The organism is Actinomadura terrae (assembly GCF_022751215.1).
Lineage (GTDB): Bacteria > Actinomycetota > Actinomycetes > Streptosporangiales > Streptosporangiaceae > Spirillospora > Spirillospora terrae.
On sequence record NZ_JAICDG010000001.1, the window covers coordinates 1,573,268 to 1,589,564 of the forward strand.

Here is a 16,297-nt window from a genome sequence, read left to right on the forward strand (position 1 = left end):
GTCAGCCACCCGCCTTCAGGTGCAGCCCGGCGAGCGCCTCGCGCGTCCGGTGGCTCAGGTCGGCGCCGGTGAGCACCTGGAGCGCGACCGGCCGCACGCCCTCCCGGTCGGCCTCGGCGAGGAACGCGCGCAGCCACCTCGCGTCCATCGTCAGGTGGTGGCTGGACGTGCCCAGCGACTCCCGCAGGGCCTTCAACCGCGCCGGGTCGCCGTGGGCGGCCTTCACCAGCGCCGCCGCGGACGCGGGGCCGAGCCGCTCGTACAGCGCCTCGGTGTAGTCGGGGTCGTCGGCGTTGGCGCGCAGGTGCTTCCAGACGCCGTCCGGGACGGGGTCGCCGTCGCGGACGGCGGCGGCCACCGCCAGCGCGTCCGCCCGCGCGGCCTTGGCCGCCGCCTGCCGGGTCGGGAAGTTGCCGAGGTCGCCGGCGCCCCGCGAGGTCGGCGGCGCCGTGTGCCTCGGCGGCCGTACCGGATGGCGCCGCTCGGGCGTGCCCGGCGCACCGGGCGAGGGCGTGCGCGGCGCGGGCGCGCCCGGCCTGCCGGGCTTCACGCCGCCGCCGGGGCCGGGGCTCCCGCCGGGGCTCGGCTTCGGGCTCGGCGCGTGGACGGGCGGGACGTCGACGCCGCCGCCGTCCGGATGCGTGATCGCGTAGTTGTAGCGGCGGGTCAGCATGCCGAGCTGGTCGGCGGCCCACATCGCGACCTGGTCGGCCTGCCGGTACCCGGTCGCCGGCACCCCGGGCGGCGGGCGGTGCCCGTTCAGCCAGCCCTGGATCGCGTTCTGCGCGTCCTGGAGCTGGCGGATCACCCGGTCGAGCGCGGGCGGGTCGATCCCCCGGAACTCCGGGTCGCGCGCCGCCGGGCCGGAGCGCATCTGCGCTGTCATCGCCCCTCCGGTTGGTCACCGATCGTCATGGCTCGGTTCCGCGGAATCACACCTCGGTCCCCAGAATCACATCAGGGTCACCGGCTGTCGAGGGCCCGGCGCACCGATTCGTCATCACGCGCCACCACCGCCACCGCGCCGGTCAGGATGATCGGCCGCTGGATCAGCACCGGGTGCGCCACCATGACCTCGATCCAGCGCGCCCGGTCGTGCTCCAGGGCGGCGAGGCCGAGCTCCTTGGCGACGGGCTCGTTCAGCCGCGCGACGTCCCACGGCTCCGCGCCGATCCTGGTCAGCGCCGCGTCCAGCTCCGCCGCCGTGGGCGGCTCGTCGAGGTAGCGGCGCTCGGTGTAGGGGACGCCCGCCTCGTCCAGCGCGGCCTTCGCGGCGCGGCTCTTGGAGCAGCGCGGGTTGTGCCACAGTTCCGTGGCCTCGTTGTCGCCCATCTCAGCCCACCTCCGCCGGGGTGCCCCCGGTGATCCTCAGCAGTTCCTCGTACGAGGTGGGGAACACGGTGTGCGGGTGCCCGCCGGCCGCCCAGACCTCGTCGTACTTGTCCAGCCAGACGTCCACGAGCGTACGGATCGGCTCGGGGTGGCCCAGGGGAGCGACGCCCCCGATGGGCTGGCCCGTCGCCTCCCGGACGAACTCCGGCGTCGCCCTGCGCACCGCCGCCGCGCCCACCAGCGCCGCGACCCGGGCCGTGTCGACCCGGTGCGCGCCGCTCGTCAGCACCAGCAGCGGCGCCCCGTCGGCGTCGAAGACGAGGCTGTTGGCGATCGCGCCGACCTCGCAGCCGAGCTGGTCGGCGGCGGCCTGCGCGGTCCGGGCCGAGTCGGGCAACTCCACGATCTTCCCGGCCGCCCCCTGCGCCTCCAGGGCCTTCGCGACACGTTCGGCGTTTGCGTGCATGGGAAGCACTTTAAGGTCAGCGGTGAGGCGAAGGAGACCATGGCATGCGGAAAAGCGCGGCATTGCTGATCCCGATCGTCCTGCTGGCCGGATGCAAGACGGCGAGCGACGCGGCCCCCGCCGACGCGGGACGCTCCTCGCAGGGCCGCAAACCCCCGCACGACCGGCCCAGGCACAAGCCCAAGCCCAAGCCCAAGCGGGAGCCCGCGCACAAGCCGAAGACCAGGTCCACGCCCAGGCCGTCGCCGACCAGGCCCCCGCTCAGGGCCGGGGACCGCAAACTCAGGCCGGGCGCCGAGGGGGCCGACGTCCGCGAGCTCCAGCGCCGCCTCACGAGCCTGCACTACGACCCGGGCAAGGCGGACGGGGAGTACGGGACGTCCACCCAGCTCGCCGTGTGGGCGTTCCAGGCGGTCAACCGGCTCAAGCCGACCGGCACGCTGGGCCCGGCCTTCTGGAGGGCGCTGGACGACCCCAAGGAGCCCCGCCCCATGGCGAGGCGCCACGAGGCCGACCGCGTCGACGTCGACCTGCGCCGCCAGTACCTCGTCCTCTACAAGGACGGCAGGCCCCGGCTCATCACGCACGTGTCATCCGGCTCGGGGGAGTACTACTGCGCCAAGGACCGCGGCGCCACCGTCGCCCGCTGCCGCTACGCCATCACGGGCACCGGCGACTTCCGGACGGGCCGCCGCGCCAAGGGCTGGGAGATCTCACCGCTCGGGCGGCTCTACAACCCCGTCTACTTCAACGGCGGCATCGCCTTCCACGGCGCCTTGGACGTGCCCCGGTACCCGGCCTCGCACGGCTGCGTCCGCATGCCCATGCACGTCGCGGAGTACTTCCCGAGCCTGGTCGGGACGGGTGTGGCCGTGCACGTCCGACGCCCGGGGTGACGGACGGTCAGGCGCTTCGTGTAACCCGCTGACCTGTGGGAAGCACCACCCGTTCGAACACGTTGACGAATCGCTCCGGGGGCGCTTTACTGTGAGTGCGTCGAACTTATGTTCGACGTGGTGCGGGACTCGCGGCCCGCGCCAGGGCGACGTCCCCGCCCGGTGGCAGCGCGATGCCCCCGGGCGGGACGGACGGCCGGGCGGAGTGAGGGGAAGCTCTCCGCCCGGCCGGCCCGAGCCCCGGAAGGAGGCAGTCATGTCCGGAACGACGACCGCCCGCGGAGTCCACTCCGCCGCCCAGTTCGGCCCGCCGGCCCCGCGCTCGCGGCCGATGCCCGCACCGCGCCCGGCCCACACGGCCGTCGGCCAGCTGCACGCTGCCCGCATGGGCCTCGCCGAGGCGGCCGAGGCCACCTCGCCCGCCGTCCGCTACGTCTGCGCCCACCTGGCCGCGCTGCGCGCCGCCGCAGCCGTGCTGGCGTCCAAGGAACCGTTGGAGACGCACCGCAGGGGGCGTCCCCGCAGCGTGTGGGTCCTGCTGCCCGAGGCCGAGCCCGCGCTGCGCGAGTGGGCCGCGTTCTTCGCCGCCGGCGCCGACAAGCGCGCCGCCGCCGAGGCGGGCCTGCCGCGCGCCGTGACCCCGCGCGAGGCCGAGGAGCTGCTGCACGACGCCGAGGTCTTCGTCACCCTCGTCGAGGACACCCTCGGCGTGACCAGCCAGCCCACCCTGCCCATCCCCGAGGCGAGCTGACCCCGACCCCGCCCCCCGCCAACCCCGCCAACCCGCCGAGTACCTCCCGGGCCACTCCCGGGCCGTCCCGTCGACCTCCCCAGGGGACGGCCGCGCCCGAAGGCCGGGGCCGCCGCTGGAGCACGGCCCCGGCCTTCGCCACGCCCGACCTCGCGGTGCCCTAGAGGCGGGACGCCTCCTTCAGCGGGCGCCAGGCCGCCGCGGTGACCAGGGCCGTGAGCGCGCCTGCGATCCAGTAGGGCGCGGTGACGCCGCCCGCGCGGGCCAGGACGCCGCCGGTCAGCAGGCCGAGCGCCGCGCCGCTGGAGTCGGCCAGCGCGTAGACGCCGCCAACCCGGCCGAGCAGCCGGTCCGGCGTAGCCCGCTGCCGGACGGTCGTGGCGATCACCCCCCACACCATCGTGTGGACGCCGAACGCCACGAGGATCGCGGCGGCGACCCAGGCGTGCCGTGTCGAAGCGAGCACCAGGTGCGTCGCGGCCTCCAGCGCCAGCCCTGCGCGTAGCAGGGCCGTGGCGCCGAACCGGCGCTGGAGCCGGTCGGCGAGGACGGTCCCGGCGAGGCCGCCGAACCCGAACGTGGTGAGCAGGAGCCCGTACCCGACCTCCGACAGCCCGAGGCGGTCGGCGGCGTACAGGACGAACACCGAGAACGCGGAGCAGAACGCGATGTTCGCCACGCCCATCGACAGCGCGAGCGTGCGCAGCAGCCGGTGCGACCACAGCCAGCGGACGCCCTCGGCGATGTCGGCGCGCAGCGAGCGCCGGTCGCCGGGCGGGCGGCCTCGGGTCTCTGCGGGCACCCGCCGCATGGACGCGACCAGCAGGGCCGCCACCACGAACGTGACGGCGTCGAAGCCGAACGGGAACGCCGCGCCAGCCGCGAACAGCCAGGCGCCGAGCGGCTTGGCGGCGAGCTGGTTCCCGACCGTGAACGTGGCCATCAGCCGCGCGTTGGCGGCGGCGAGCCGCTCGGGCGGGACGATCGCGGGGAGCCGGGCGACGGCGGCGGTGTCGGCGACCGTCTCACCGAGCCCGACCAGGAAGAACACCGCGCACAGCAGCGGGACGGTCGCCGCGCCGGCCGCGACCAGCAGGGCCAGCCCGGCGAGCACGGCGCCGCGCAGCAGGTCGACCGCGCAGATCAGCCGCCGCCGGTCGACCCGGTCGACGACCGCGCCGCTGACCAGCGAGAACAGGGGCCAGGGGAGGGCCTGCGCGAACGCGACGAGGGCGACCTGCGCCGGGTCGCGGGTCAGGGACGCGGCGAGCAGCGGCCCGGCGACGACGGTGACGCCGTCGCCGACGTTGGAGACGGCCGAGGCCGTCCAGAGCTTGGCGAACTCCGCGCCGGGACGCGCGGACATGGGGGCACGCAAAACAGAGCTCCTGGGAGATCGAGGCGGTCATGCCGATGACCGCCCGCGCTCCGGGAGTCGCGCCCCCGCGCGCCGGAGACCGGCGCGGCGGAGCGAAGGGTGGCTCAGGGGGCGGCGGGCTCCCGTGGCGGGGCGTCGGTCCTTGCCCTTGCGCGAGCCATGCGTGCTCCTTCGCGTCGGTGCGGCGTCCGTGCCGCGTCCGTCTGGCGCGGCGTCCGTGCGGCGCCGTCTGGCGTCGGCCCGAATGTAGGCGGACGGCGCCGCCCGCCTCAACGGGATTCCGGGCCGGGACGCGAAACGGGGGCCCGGTGTCGGCCGGGCCCCCGTCTCGGTGCTGCCAGGGGTTAGATGGTGCTAGGGGTTAGAACGACTCGACGGCGCGCCGCGCCTCCGGGTCGAGGACGCCCCAGGTGATGAGCTCCTCGGTGAGCTCGTTCGGGGACTTGTCGTAGATGACCGCGAGTGAACGCAGGTCTTCCTGGCGGATGGACAAAACCTTTCCGTTGTAGTCGCCCCGCTGGCTCTGGATCGTCGCGGCGTAACGGGCGAGAGGACCGGCCTTGTCTTTCGGAAGCTGCTGCAACCGCTCGAGGTCGATCACGAGCTTGGGTGTAGGCCCGAGCGGGCTCGGCGCGGCTCCGCCGGGCAGCAACTCGGAAACCGGCACGCCGTAGAAATCGGCGAGCTCGGCCAGCTTCTGAACGGTGACGGCGCGGTCGCCCCGCTCGTACGAACCCACGACGACGGCCTTCCAGCGGCCGCGGGACTTCTCCTCCACACCGTGCAGGGACAGGCCCTGCTGTGTGCGGATGGCGCGCAGGCGCGCGCCGAGAGCCTTAGCGTATTCAGACGGCATTGTCGGCCCCCCAGGCTCACTTTCGTCGTCGTATGCCCCCGGCGGGTCGCCTGGGGCGGAGGCGGGGAACCCCGAGCGCTGATCGCTCCAGGAATCCACCTCCGGGGATGGTTACGGACAGTGACGGTAAAACGGGGACGGCCTCAGGTCAAGCTGATTGGAAAAAAGCGGTCGAATCAGTAGGTCTCGCTGGGGGTCCCCCCGATCGCCCGGAAGCCCGGCCGCGTCGGCGTCGCGGGCGCCGCGCCGGCCCGCCGGACCGTTCCGAGCCTGTTCGAGTGTGACCCCTCTCACCAGGCAAGACGTGGACCGGTCCGGTGCGGGTCCGCGGTAGCCGACTGCTACGGTGTGGGGGACAAGGCGTCCTTTAAGACCCGTCCTGTGAGGCGGGAAAGGAGGTTTCGGTGGTGAATGCTGCCTCCCGGCCGGAAGAGTCGGCGGCGGCGCGCGTGGCGGACGGTGACCCCCGGCCCAAGGCCGTTCTGGAGGGACCGGACATCCGGCGCGCGCTGACCCGGATCGCGCACGAGATCCTCGAACGCACCAAGGGCGGGCACGACGTCCTGCTCCTCGGCATCCAGACCCGCGGGGTGACGCTGGCCGAACGGCTGGCCGCCCTCCTCGGGGACGTGGAGGGCCGTCCGGTGCCCTGGGGGTCCCTGGACGTGACGATGTACCGGGACGATCTCCGGATGCGTCCCGCGCGCGCTCTGGGCCGCACAGAGGTGCCCCAGGACGGCGTCGACGACCGCGTGGTCGTCCTCGTCGACGACGTGCTGTTCTCGGGCCGGACGGTGCGCGCCGCGCTGGACGCGCTGAACGACCTCGGGCGGCCCCGCGCCGTCCAGCTCGCGGTGCTGGTCGACCGCGGGCACCGACAACTGCCGATCCGCGCGGACTACGTCGGCAAGAACCTGCCCACGTCGATGCGGGAGACCGTGCGGGTCCTGCTGGGCGAGAACGACGGACGCGACGCGGTGCTGCTCGGTCCGGCGGGGGGTGACCGGTGAAGCGCCATCTGATCTCGGCGGCCGACCTGACGCGCGATGACGCGCTGCTCGTCCTCGACACGGCCGCGGAGCTGGAGAAGGTCGCGGGCCGCTCGATCAAGAAGCTGCCGACGCTGCGCGGCCGGACGGTCGTCAACCTGTTCTTCGAGGACTCCACCCGCACCCGGATCTCCTTCGAGGCGGCCGCCAAGCGGCTGTCCGCCGATGTGATCAACTTCTCCGCGAAGGGGTCGAGCGTGTCCAAGGGCGAGAGCCTGAAGGACACCGCGCTGACGCTGGAGGCGATGGGCGCCGACGGCGTCGTCGTCCGGCACGGCGCCTCCGGTGCTCCGCACCGGCTCGCGGGCTGGGTGCAGGGCAGCGTGGTCAACGCCGGGGACGGCACCCACGAGCACCCGACGCAGGCCCTGCTGGACGCGTTCACGATGCGCAAGCGGCTCGGCGACCTGGAGGGCCGCCGGGTCACGATCGTCGGCGACGTCCTGCACAGTCGGGTGGCACGCTCCAACGTGCTGCTGCTCGGGACGCTCGGCGCCGACGTGACCGTGGTCGCGCCGCCCACGCTGCTGCCGGTCGCGATCAACACCTGGCCGTGCCAGGTGTCCTACGACCTGGACGCGGTGCTCCCCAAGAGCGACGTGATCATGATGCTGCGCGTCCAGCAGGAGCGGATGAACGCCGCCTACTTCCCGACCGTCCGCGAGTACAGCCGGCGGTACGGGCTGGACGGCGAGCGCATGGCCGCGCTCCCCGACCACGCCATCGTCATGCATCCGGGGCCGATGAACCGCGGCGTGGAGATCGCCGCCGAGGTCGCCGACTCCGTCCGGTCCACGATCGTCGAGCAGGTCGCCAACGGCGTCAGCGCCCGCATGGCCGTGCTCTACCTGCTGCTCGGGGGCTCCGAGCCCGCCATCGGCACGGAGGTCGCCGAATGAACCACCTGATCAGGGGCGCCCGCATCCTGGGCGGCGCGCCCGCCGACATCCTCGTCCGGGACGGCCAGATCGCCGAGATCGGCTCCGGGCTCGACGCCGGCGGCGCCGCGGTCGTCGACGCCGACGGCCTGGTCGCGCTGCCCGGGCTCGTGGACCTGCACACCCACCTGCGCGAGCCGGGACGCGAGGACGCCGAGACCGTCGAGTCCGGCACGAAGGCCGCCGCGATGGGCGGGTTCACCTCCGTCCACGCGATGGCCAACACCGACCCGGTCGCCGACACGGCGGGCGTGGTCGAGCAGGTCTGGCGGCTCGGCCGCGAGGCCGGGTACTGCGACGTCCAGCCGGTCGGGGCCGTCACCCGCGGCATCGCGGGCGAGCAGCTCGCCGAGCTCGGCGCGATGGCCGACTCGGCGGCGCGGGTCCGGGTGTTCTCCGACGACGGGCACTGCGTGTCCGACGCGGTGATCATGCGGCGGGCGCTGGAGTACGTGAAGGCGTTCGGCGGCGTCGTCGCCCAGCACGCGCAGGAGCCCCGGCTCACCGAGGGCGCGCAGATGAACGAGGGCGAGATGTCGGCGGCGCTCGGGCTGCGCGGCTGGCCCGCCGTGGCCGAGGAGGCGATCATCGCCCGGGACGTGCTGCTCGCCCAGCACGTCGGGTCGCGGCTGCACGTCTGCCACGTCTCCACGGCCGGCTCGGTGGAGATCATCCGCTGGGCCAAGAGCAAGGGCTGCCCGGTGACCGCCGAGGTCACCCCGCACCACCTGCTGCTGGACGACACCCGCGCCGGCACCTACGACCCGATCTTCAAGGTCAACCCGCCGCTGCGCACCGCCGACGACGTCGCGGCGCTGCGCGCGGCGCTCGCCGACGGCACGATCGACTGCGTCGCCACCGACCACGCCCCGCACCCGGTCGAGGCGAAGGAGACCGAGTGGGCCGTGGCGGCGATGGGCATGATCGGCCTGGAGACGGCGCTGCCCGTCGTCCAGGAGGCCATGGTCGAGACCGGGCTGCTCGACTGGGCCGGGGTCGCCGAGCGGATGTCGGCGAGCCCCGCCCGCATCGGCCGCCTCTCCGGACAGGGTCGTCCGCTGGAGGCGGGATCGCCCGCCAACATCACGTTGTACGACCCGTCGCCGCGCCGCGCCGTGGACGCGTCGGAGATGACCTCCAAGAGCCGCAACACCCCGTTCGCGGGGCTGGCGCTGCCCGGGCGGGTCGTCGCGACGTTCCTGCGCGGCACGCCGACCGTCCTGGAAGGGAAGCTCCAATGACCCCTGCTCTGCTGGTTCTGGAAGACGGCAGGGTGTTCCGGGGGACGGCCTACGGGGCCGAGGGCGAGACCTTCGGCGAGATGGTCTTCAACACCGGCATGACCGGTTACCAGGAGACCCTCACCGACCCGTCCTACGCGCGGCAGATCGTCGCGATGACCGCCCCCCACATCGGCAACACCGGCGTGAACGCCGAGGACCCGGAGTCCGGCCGCATCCAGGTCGCCGGGTACGTGGTGCGCGAGCCCGCGCGCGTGGCCTCGAACTGGCGGGCCACCGGCTCGCTCGGGTCGGCGCTGCGCGAGCAGGGCGTGGTGGGGATCGCGGTCCCCGGCACCCGCGCGCTGACCCGGCACCTGCGCGACCGGGGCGCCATGCGCGCCGCGATCTTCAGCGGCGGCGAGGCGCTCGCCCCGGGCGAGGACGCCCTGGTGGAGCGCGTCCGGCAGGCGCCGCCGATGGTCGGCGCCGACCTCGCCCGCGACGTCTCGACCTCGGCGCCCTACGTCGTCCCGCCCCGGGGCGGGAAGCGCTTCACGGTCGCGGCCGTGGACCTCGGCATCAAGGCGATGACCCCGCACCGGATGGCCGAGCGGGGCTGCGAGGTGCACGTCCTCCCGGCCTCCAGCACCGCCGAGGAGATCCTCGCGCTCGACCCCGACGGGGTGTTCTTCTCCAACGGCCCCGGCGACCCGGCCGCCGCCGGCTACGCCGTGGACGCGCTGCGCGGCGTCCTGGACGCGGGCAGGCCGTTCTTCGGCATCTGCTTCGGCAACCAGATCTTCGGGCGCGCGCTCGGCCTCGGCACCTACAAGCTGCGGTTCGGGCACCGGGGCATCAACCAGCCCGTCCAGGACAGGACTACCGGCCGGGTCGACGTGTCAGCGCACAACCACGGGTTCGCCGTGGACGCGCCGACCGACGGCCCGTTCGACACCCCCTACGGGCGCGGCGAGGTCAGCCACGTGAACCTCAACGACGGGTGCGTGGAGGGGCTGCGGCTCCTGGAGCGCCCCGCGTTCAGCGTCCAGTACCACCCGGAGGCCGCGGCGGGCCCGCACGACGCCTCCGGTCTCTTCGACCGGTTCTGCGAGATCATGGAGGGGTCGAGGTAATGCCGCGCCGCGAAGACCTGTCGTCCGTCCTGGTGATCGGCTCCGGGCCGATCGTCATCGGCCAGGCGTGCGAGTTCGACTACTCCGGCACGCAGGCGTGCCGGGTGCTGAAGGCCGAGGGCCTGCGGGTCACGCTGGTCAACAGCAACCCCGCCACGATCATGACCGACCCGGAGTTCGCCGACGCCACCTACGTCGAGCCGATCACGCCCGAGGTCGTCGAGAAGATCATCGCGAAGGAGCGGCCGGACGCGCTGCTGCCCACGCTCGGCGGCCAGACGGCCCTGAACACCGCGATCGCGCTGTACGAGAGCGGCGTGCTGGAGCGGTACGGGGTCGAGCTGATCGGCGCCGACGTGGACGCGATCCAGGCCGGGGAGAACCGCGAGCGGTTCAAGGAGGTCGTCGCGAAGGTCGCGCGCGAGCGCGGCCTGAACGCCGAGTCCGCCCGGTCGCTGATCTGCCACACGATGGACGAGTGCCTGGCCGCCGCCGCCGAGCTGGGCTACCCGGTCGTGGTGCGCCCGTCGTTCACGATGGGCGGCGCCGGGTCCGGGTTCGCCCACGACGAGGAGGGGCTGCGCCGCATCGCCGGGGCCGGGCTCGACGCGTCCCCGACCAGCGAGGTCCTCCTGGAGGAGTCGATCCTCGGCTGGAAGGAGTACGAGCTGGAGGTCATGCGCGACCGGCACGACAACGTGGTGATCGTCTGCTCGATCGAGAACCTCGACCCGATGGGCGTGCACACCGGCGACTCGATCACGGTCGCGCCCGCGTTGACGCTGACCGACCGCGAGTACCAGAACATGCGCGACGTCGCGATCGCGGTGATCCGCGAGGTCGGCGTCGACACCGGCGGCTGCAACATCCAGTTCGCCGTGAATCCCGGCACCGGCCGGATGATCGTCATTGAGATGAACCCGCGCGTGTCGCGGTCGTCGGCGCTGGCGTCCAAGGCCACCGGGTTCCCGATCGCCAAGATCGCGGCCAAGCTCGCGATCGGCTACACGCTGGACGAGATCCCGAACGACATCACCCGCGAGACCCCCGCCTCGTTCGAGCCCACGCTCGACTACGTCGTGGTCAAGGTGCCCCGGTTCGCGTTCGAGAAGTTCCCCGGCGCGGACGGCACGCTCACCACGCACATGAAGTCCGTGGGCGAGGCCATGGCGATCGGGCGCTGCTTCACCGAGGCGCTCCAGAAGGCGCTGCGGTCGCTGGAGCAGAAGGGCTCCTCGTTCAGCTGGGCGGAGGGCCCGGACGGGCTCGACGCCGCCGCGCTGGTGGAGTCCGCGAGCCGGCCGCACGACGGGCGGCTGCGCGACGTCCAGCGCGCGCTGTGGGCCGGGGCGAGCGTCCAGGACCTGTTCGAGGCGACCGGCATCGACCCCTGGTTCCTCGACCAGATCGCCGCGATCAACGAGACCGCCGCGGAGATCCGCACCGCCGACGACGCGCTCACCCGGGAGAAGCTGCTGCGCGCCAAGCGGCACGGGTTCTCCGACGCGCAGATCGGCGAGCTGCGGAACCTGTCGGAGGAGGTCGTGCGGGAGCTGCGGCACGCGCTCGGCGTCCGCCCGGTGTACCTGACCGTCGACACCTGCGCCGCCGAGTTCGCCGCGCAGACGCCGTACCTGTACTCGGCCTACGACGAGGAGACCGAGGTCCCGCCGGGCGCCAAGCCGAAGGTGATCATCCTCGGCAGCGGGCCCAACCGGATCGGGCAGGGCGTGGAGTTCGACTACTCCTGCGTCCACGCCTCGTTCACGCTCGCCGAGGCGGGCTACGAGACCGTCATGGTCAACTGCAACCCCGAGACCGTCTCGACCGACTACGACACCTCTGACCGGCTCTACTTCGAGCCGCTCACGCTGGAGGACGTCCTGGAGGTCGTGTACGCCGAGCAGTGCTCGGGCGAGGTCGCGGGCGTCATCGTGCAGCTCGGCGGGCAGACGCCGCTGGGCCTCGCGCAGAAGCTCAAGGACGCGGGCGTGCCGATCGTGGGCACCTCCCCGGAGAGCATCCACCTCGCCGAGGAGCGCGGCGCGTTCGGGCGCGTCCTGCACCGGGCCGGGCTGCTCGCGCCCAAGCACGGCACCGCCTCGTCCTACGCCGAGGCCCGCGAGATCGCCGCCGAGATCGGCTACCCCGTCCTCGTGCGCCCCTCGTACGTGCTGGGCGGGCGCGGCATGGAGATCGTGTACGACGACGTCACGCTGGAGTCGTACATGGCCCGCGCCACCGAGGCGAGCCCGGAGCACCCCGTCCTGGTCGACCGCTTCCTGGACGAGGCGATCGAGATCGACGTGGACGCCCTCTACGACGGCCACGAGCTGTACCTGGGCGGCGTCATGGAGCACATCGAGGAGGCCGGCATCCACTCCGGCGACTCCGCGTGCGCGCTCCCGCCCATCACGCTCGGGCACGACGACATCCGCCGCATCCGCGCGTCCACGGAGGAGCTCGCCAAGGGCGTCGGGGTGCTGGGGCTGATGAACGTCCAGTACGCGCTGTCGGCGGGCGTCCTGTACGTGCTGGAGGCCAACCCGCGCGCCTCCCGGACGGTCCCGTTCGTCTCCAAGGCGACGGCCGTGCCGCTCGCCAAGGCCGCCGCCCGCGTGATGATGGGCGCCACCATCGCCGAGCTCCGTGCCGAGGGCCTGCTGCCCGAGGCGGGCGACGGCGGCTCGCTGCCGCTGGACGCGCCGATCGCGGTGAAGGAGGCCGTGCTGCCCTTCGACCGGTTCCGCAACGCGCAGGGGCAGGGCGTCGACACCGTCCTCGGCCCGGAGATGCGCTCCACCGGCGAGGTCATGGGCATCGACGAGGTGTTCGGCACCGCCTACGCCAAGTCCCAGCAGGCCGCCTACGGCTCGCTGCCCACCAAGGGACGCGCGTTCGTGTCGGTCGCCAACCGCGACAAACGGCACATGGTCTTCCCCGTGAAGCGGCTCGCTGACCTGGGCTTTGAGATTCTTGCCACGGAGGGGACCGCGGAGGTCCTGCGCCGCAACGGCGTGCGTGCCAAGATCGTGCGCAAGCACGGCGAGGGACCGGGCCCGGGCGGCGAGCCCACCATCGTCCGGCGCATCCTGGACGGCGAGGTCGACCTCATCGTCAACACGCCCTTCGGCGGCCCCGGGCAGTCGGGGCCGCGGCTCGACGGCTACGAGATCCGCACCGCGGCGGTGCTGCGGGGCGTACCCTGCGTGACGACCGTCCAGGGGCTCGCGGCGGCCGTCCAGGGCATCGAGGCCGTCGCCGGGGGCCAGGTCGGCGTCCGCTCCCTCCAGGAGCACGCCGAGCGCCTCAGCGGCGCCCACGGGCGCACCGGGACGCGGTGACGGCACGGCCGAGGAGGGACGAGGAGGGAGAGGTGTGTCCGACACACCGGTGCAGACGTCGGCGACGGTCCTGACGGTCCGCCAGGTGCAGGACTACCACGCGGTCACGCTGGTGGCCCCGGCGATCGCCGAGCGGTTCCGGCCCGGCCAGTTCGTGGCGGTCGCCGTCGGCGGCGAGTACTCCGCCCGGCTCGTCCGCCGCTGCTTCGGGGTGCACGAGGTGAAGTCCGACTACGGCGGCACCGTCGAGCTGGTCTTCGCCGACACCGAGCCCGGCACCGGCTGGCTCGCCGGCCGCCGCTCCCGCGACCAGCTCGACCTCCTCGGCCCGCTCGGCCGCCCGTTCCGGCTCCCGCGCGACCCGGTCAGCTGCCTGCTCGCCGCGGGCGGGCCGGGCGGCGCGGCGGTGTTCGCGCTCGCCGACACGCTGCTGCGGCGCGGCTGCAAGGTCCACTTCGTGCTCGGCGGGCCGTCCGCCAAGGCGGTGTTCGGGTCGCGGATGGCGCAGCGCATCGGCGACTCGGCGACCATCACCACCGAGGACGGCTCGATGGGGGAGAAGGGCACCGTCCGCGACGTGCTGCCCCGCGTCCTCCAGGAGACCGGCGCCGACGTCGTCTACGGCTGCGGGCCCACCGGCCTGCTGCGCGCCGTCACGCAGGTCGCGGGCGACTTCGGGCTGCCCTCGCAGGTGTCGGTCGAGGAGTTCCTCCAGAAGACGGGCGCGTGCGGCATCGGCGTGTGCATGACGTGCATGCTGCCCCTCCACGGCGACGACGGCGTGACCCGCATGGTGCGCGCCTGCGCCGACGGGCCCGTGCTGCGCGGCGACCGCGTCCGCTGGGGCGACCTCGGCACGATCCCGTTCGACGCGCTGGGCGCCCCGCGCGTCCTCAGCGTCTCCGAGGGGGGCTCCCAGTGAGCGACCGGCTCCTGACCACCCTCGGGCCGCTGGAGCTCCCCAATCCCGTCCTGACGGCCTCCGGGTGCGGCGGGACGGGCCGCGAGCTGGCCCAGTTCTTCGACCTGACCCGCCTCGGCGCGTTCGTCACCACGTCGGTGATGCCGCAGGCGCGCGCCGGGCGCCCCACGCCGCGCGTCGCCGAGACCCCGAGCGGCCTGCTCACCGCCACGGGCCTGCCGAGCCCCGGCGTCGAGACGTTCCTGGAGCGCGACCTGCCCTGGCTGATCGAGCAGGAGGTCCGCACGGTCGTGTCCGTCGCGGGCAGCAGCGTCGAGGAGTACGGCGACGTCGCGCGCCGGCTCCGGCACGTCCCCGGCGTCGCCGCGATCGAGGTCAACGTCGCCTGCCCGAACGTCGAGGACCGGGGCCGCATGTTCGGCTGGCACCCGACGGCCGCCGCGTCGGTCGTGCGCGCCGTCCGCGCCTACGCGCGGCCGGGCGTGCCGGTGTTCGCCAAGCTCGCGCCGGACGTCACCGACATCGTCACGATCGCGCTCGCCTGCGTCGACGCGGGCGCCGACGGGCTGACGCTGATCAACACGATGGAGGGCATGGCGATCGACACCGGCACGCTGCGGCCCGCGCTCACCGGCGTGTCCGGCGGGCTGTCGGGGCCCGCGATCCGGCCCGTCGCCGTCCGCTGCGTCTACCAGGTGCACGCCGCGCTGCCCCGGACGCCGATCATCGGCGTCGGCGGCGTCGCGTCCGGCCTGGACGCGCTGGAGTTCATCCTGGCCGGGGCCAGCGCGGTCGCCGTCGGCACCGCCCTGTTCCACGACCCCGCCGCGGGGCCCCGCGTCCTGCGCGAGCTGGACGAGGCGCTCGCGGCCCGCCGCATCGGGCGGCTCGCCGACGCCGTGGGCCTCGCGCACAAGCCCGCCGGGTACGTCCCGCCCCAGGTGCGCCCCGAGGAGCCCGAGAAGGAGCCGCTGTGACCCCGCCCATCGCCCCCGCCCCGATCGCCGTCGCGCTGGACGCCCCCGACCTGGAGACGGCCGCGCGCTGGGCCACGCTGGTCACGCCGCACGTCACCACCGTCAAGGTCGGCCTGGAGCTCTACCTGCGGTACGGGCCGGACGTCGTCGCCAGCGTCCGGGGCGCGAGCGGCGTCCAGGTCTTCCTCGACCTCAAGCTGCACGACATCCCGGCGACCGTCCGCGGCGCCGCCCGCGCGGTCGCGCGGCTCCGGCCGTCGTACCTCACCGTGCACGCCGCCGGGGGGCCCGCCATGATCCGCGAAGCCGTCGAGGCGGCCCCGGACACGGCGATCGCGGCGGTGACCGTGCTGACGTCGCTGGGGGAGGGCGACCTGGCCGCGATCGGGCTGGAGGGGCCCGCGCCCGACGCCGTCCGCCGGCTGGCCGCCCTCGCCGTAGGGGCGGGCGCGCAGGCGCTCGTGTGCTCCCCGCAGGAGGCCGCCGCCGTCCGCGCCGAGGTCGGCGCGGGGGTCACGCTGATCACGCCCGGCGTCCGGCCGGCGGGCGCCGACGTCCAGGACCAGGCGCGCGTCGCGACCCCCGAGCAGGCCCTCGCCGCGGGCGCGGACCTGCTGGTCATCGGCCGTCCCATCACCGGAGCGCCCGACCCGGGCGCCGCCGCCGCGGGCATCGCCGCCGCGCTCCGCCGCACGTCCGCCGGAGCCTCCTAGCCGCCCTCTCCGCGCCCTCGCTCGGGCCCTGTCGCCCCCGCCGGACATGAAAGATCTTCGCGTGTCCGGATGGCGAGTTTTGCTTTCCGGGCAACGTTTAGGGCCGGGCGTACTACGGCGCGCACTAGGGCGTGCTGGATCGTTCTTAGTCGTTTCTCCGCAATGCCAATCAGGCGCCGGGGTCTTCCCCAATCCGGTACGCGCCGAACGGTGGAAGTCGTTCACCCGGGCACGGGGTTTGCGGGCGCCGTTACTCGGAGTTGTCACCCCGGTTCCGATGGAATCGTTTCCGCGTGGCTTCGGGGGCTCACAAGGGCGC

Annotated in this window: 15 protein-coding genes; 10 read left to right on the plus strand and 5 right to left on the minus strand. The window is 74.0% G+C overall.

The features are described from left to right. Position 1 precedes the first annotated feature (1 nt). The 3 genes from K2F47_RS07020 to K2F47_RS07030 form a co-directional block, all read right to left on the minus strand. Entirely contained in the window at positions 2 to 886 is an 885-nt protein-coding gene (locus K2F47_RS07020; RefSeq protein ID WP_242901935.1) for a hypothetical protein, read from the minus strand. 77 nt (positions 887 to 963) lie between these two features. Continuing rightward, positions 964 to 1,332 (minus strand): arsenate reductase family protein, encoded by a 369-nt coding sequence (locus K2F47_RS07025; RefSeq protein WP_242901936.1) that lies wholly within the window; start codon positions 1,330 to 1,332, stop codon positions 964 to 966. A 1-nt stretch (position 1,333) separates the two neighbouring features. Next, entirely contained in the window at positions 1,334 to 1,798 is a 465-nt protein-coding gene (locus K2F47_RS07030) for a YbaK/EbsC family protein (protein ID WP_242901937.1), read from the minus strand. Between the two features lie 44 nt (positions 1,799 to 1,842). On the opposite strand from K2F47_RS07030, the gene K2F47_RS07035 reads away from it, so the two are divergent. Both K2F47_RS07035 and K2F47_RS07040 read left to right on the plus strand, forming a co-directional pair. Further along, on the plus strand, positions 1,843 to 2,694 hold the full coding sequence (locus tag K2F47_RS07035; RefSeq protein WP_242901938.1) for a L,D-transpeptidase family protein: 852 nt from the start codon (positions 1,843 to 1,845) through the stop codon (positions 2,692 to 2,694). Between the two features lie 256 nt (positions 2,695 to 2,950). Further along, positions 2,951 to 3,445 carry an SAV_6107 family HEPN domain-containing protein gene (locus K2F47_RS07040; RefSeq protein WP_242901939.1) on the plus strand — a complete coding sequence of 165 codons (495 nt, stop codon included), beginning with the start codon at positions 2,951 to 2,953 and terminating at the stop codon, positions 3,443 to 3,445. Between the two features lie 160 nt (positions 3,446 to 3,605). Here K2F47_RS07040 and K2F47_RS07045 read toward each other — a convergent pair whose 3' ends face one another. Both K2F47_RS07045 and bldD read right to left on the minus strand, forming a co-directional pair. After that, positions 3,606 to 4,811, minus strand: a complete 1,206-nt coding sequence (locus tag K2F47_RS07045; protein WP_242901940.1) for an MFS transporter — start codon at positions 4,809 to 4,811, stop codon at positions 3,606 to 3,608. Positions 4,812 to 5,184: 373 nt separating this feature from the next. Beyond that, positions 5,185 to 5,679: a transcriptional regulator BldD gene (gene bldD, locus K2F47_RS07050; protein WP_067463081.1), complete on the minus strand. Its 495-nt coding sequence runs from the start codon at positions 5,677 to 5,679 to the stop codon at positions 5,185 to 5,187. Between the two features lie 449 nt (positions 5,680 to 6,128). On the opposite strand from bldD, the gene pyrR reads away from it, so the two are divergent. From pyrR to pyrF, 8 genes are read left to right on the plus strand one after another with little or no spacing between them, the layout of a single operon-like run. Continuing rightward, positions 6,129 to 6,689: a bifunctional pyr operon transcriptional regulator/uracil phosphoribosyltransferase PyrR gene (gene pyrR, locus K2F47_RS07055; RefSeq protein ID WP_242902597.1), complete on the plus strand. Its 561-nt coding sequence runs from the start codon at positions 6,129 to 6,131 to the stop codon at positions 6,687 to 6,689. Further along, on the plus strand, positions 6,686 to 7,627 hold the full coding sequence (locus K2F47_RS07060) for an aspartate carbamoyltransferase catalytic subunit (RefSeq protein WP_242901941.1): 942 nt from the start codon (positions 6,686 to 6,688) through the stop codon (positions 7,625 to 7,627). The genes pyrR and K2F47_RS07060 overlap by 4 nt, the downstream gene beginning before the upstream one ends. Continuing rightward, on the plus strand, positions 7,624 to 8,907 hold the full coding sequence (locus K2F47_RS07065; RefSeq protein WP_242901942.1) for a dihydroorotase: 1,284 nt from the start codon (positions 7,624 to 7,626) through the stop codon (positions 8,905 to 8,907). The genes K2F47_RS07060 and K2F47_RS07065 overlap by 4 nt, the downstream gene beginning before the upstream one ends. Continuing rightward, entirely contained in the window at positions 8,904 to 10,022 is a 1,119-nt protein-coding gene (gene carA, locus K2F47_RS07070; RefSeq protein WP_242901943.1) for a glutamine-hydrolyzing carbamoyl-phosphate synthase small subunit, read from the plus strand. The genes K2F47_RS07065 and carA overlap by 4 nt, the downstream gene beginning before the upstream one ends. Further along, a complete protein-coding gene (gene carB / locus K2F47_RS07075; RefSeq protein WP_242901944.1) occupies positions 10,022 to 13,366 on the plus strand; it encodes a carbamoyl-phosphate synthase large subunit in 3,345 nt (1,114 codons plus the stop codon). Before carA ends, carB begins: the two co-directional genes overlap by 1 nt. A 34-nt stretch (positions 13,367 to 13,400) precedes the next feature. Further along, on the plus strand, positions 13,401 to 14,288 hold the full coding sequence (locus K2F47_RS07080) for an iron-sulfur cluster-binding protein (protein ID WP_242901945.1): 888 nt from the start codon (positions 13,401 to 13,403) through the stop codon (positions 14,286 to 14,288). Next, entirely contained in the window at positions 14,285 to 15,265 is a 981-nt protein-coding gene (locus tag K2F47_RS07085) for a dihydroorotate dehydrogenase (protein ID WP_242901946.1), read from the plus strand. Before K2F47_RS07080 ends, K2F47_RS07085 begins: the two co-directional genes overlap by 4 nt. Beyond that, positions 15,262 to 15,978 (plus strand): orotidine-5'-phosphate decarboxylase, encoded by a 717-nt coding sequence (gene pyrF / locus K2F47_RS07090; RefSeq protein ID WP_242901947.1) that lies wholly within the window; start codon positions 15,262 to 15,264, stop codon positions 15,976 to 15,978. Before K2F47_RS07085 ends, pyrF begins: the two co-directional genes overlap by 4 nt. Positions 15,979 to 16,297: the final 319 nt, after the last annotated feature.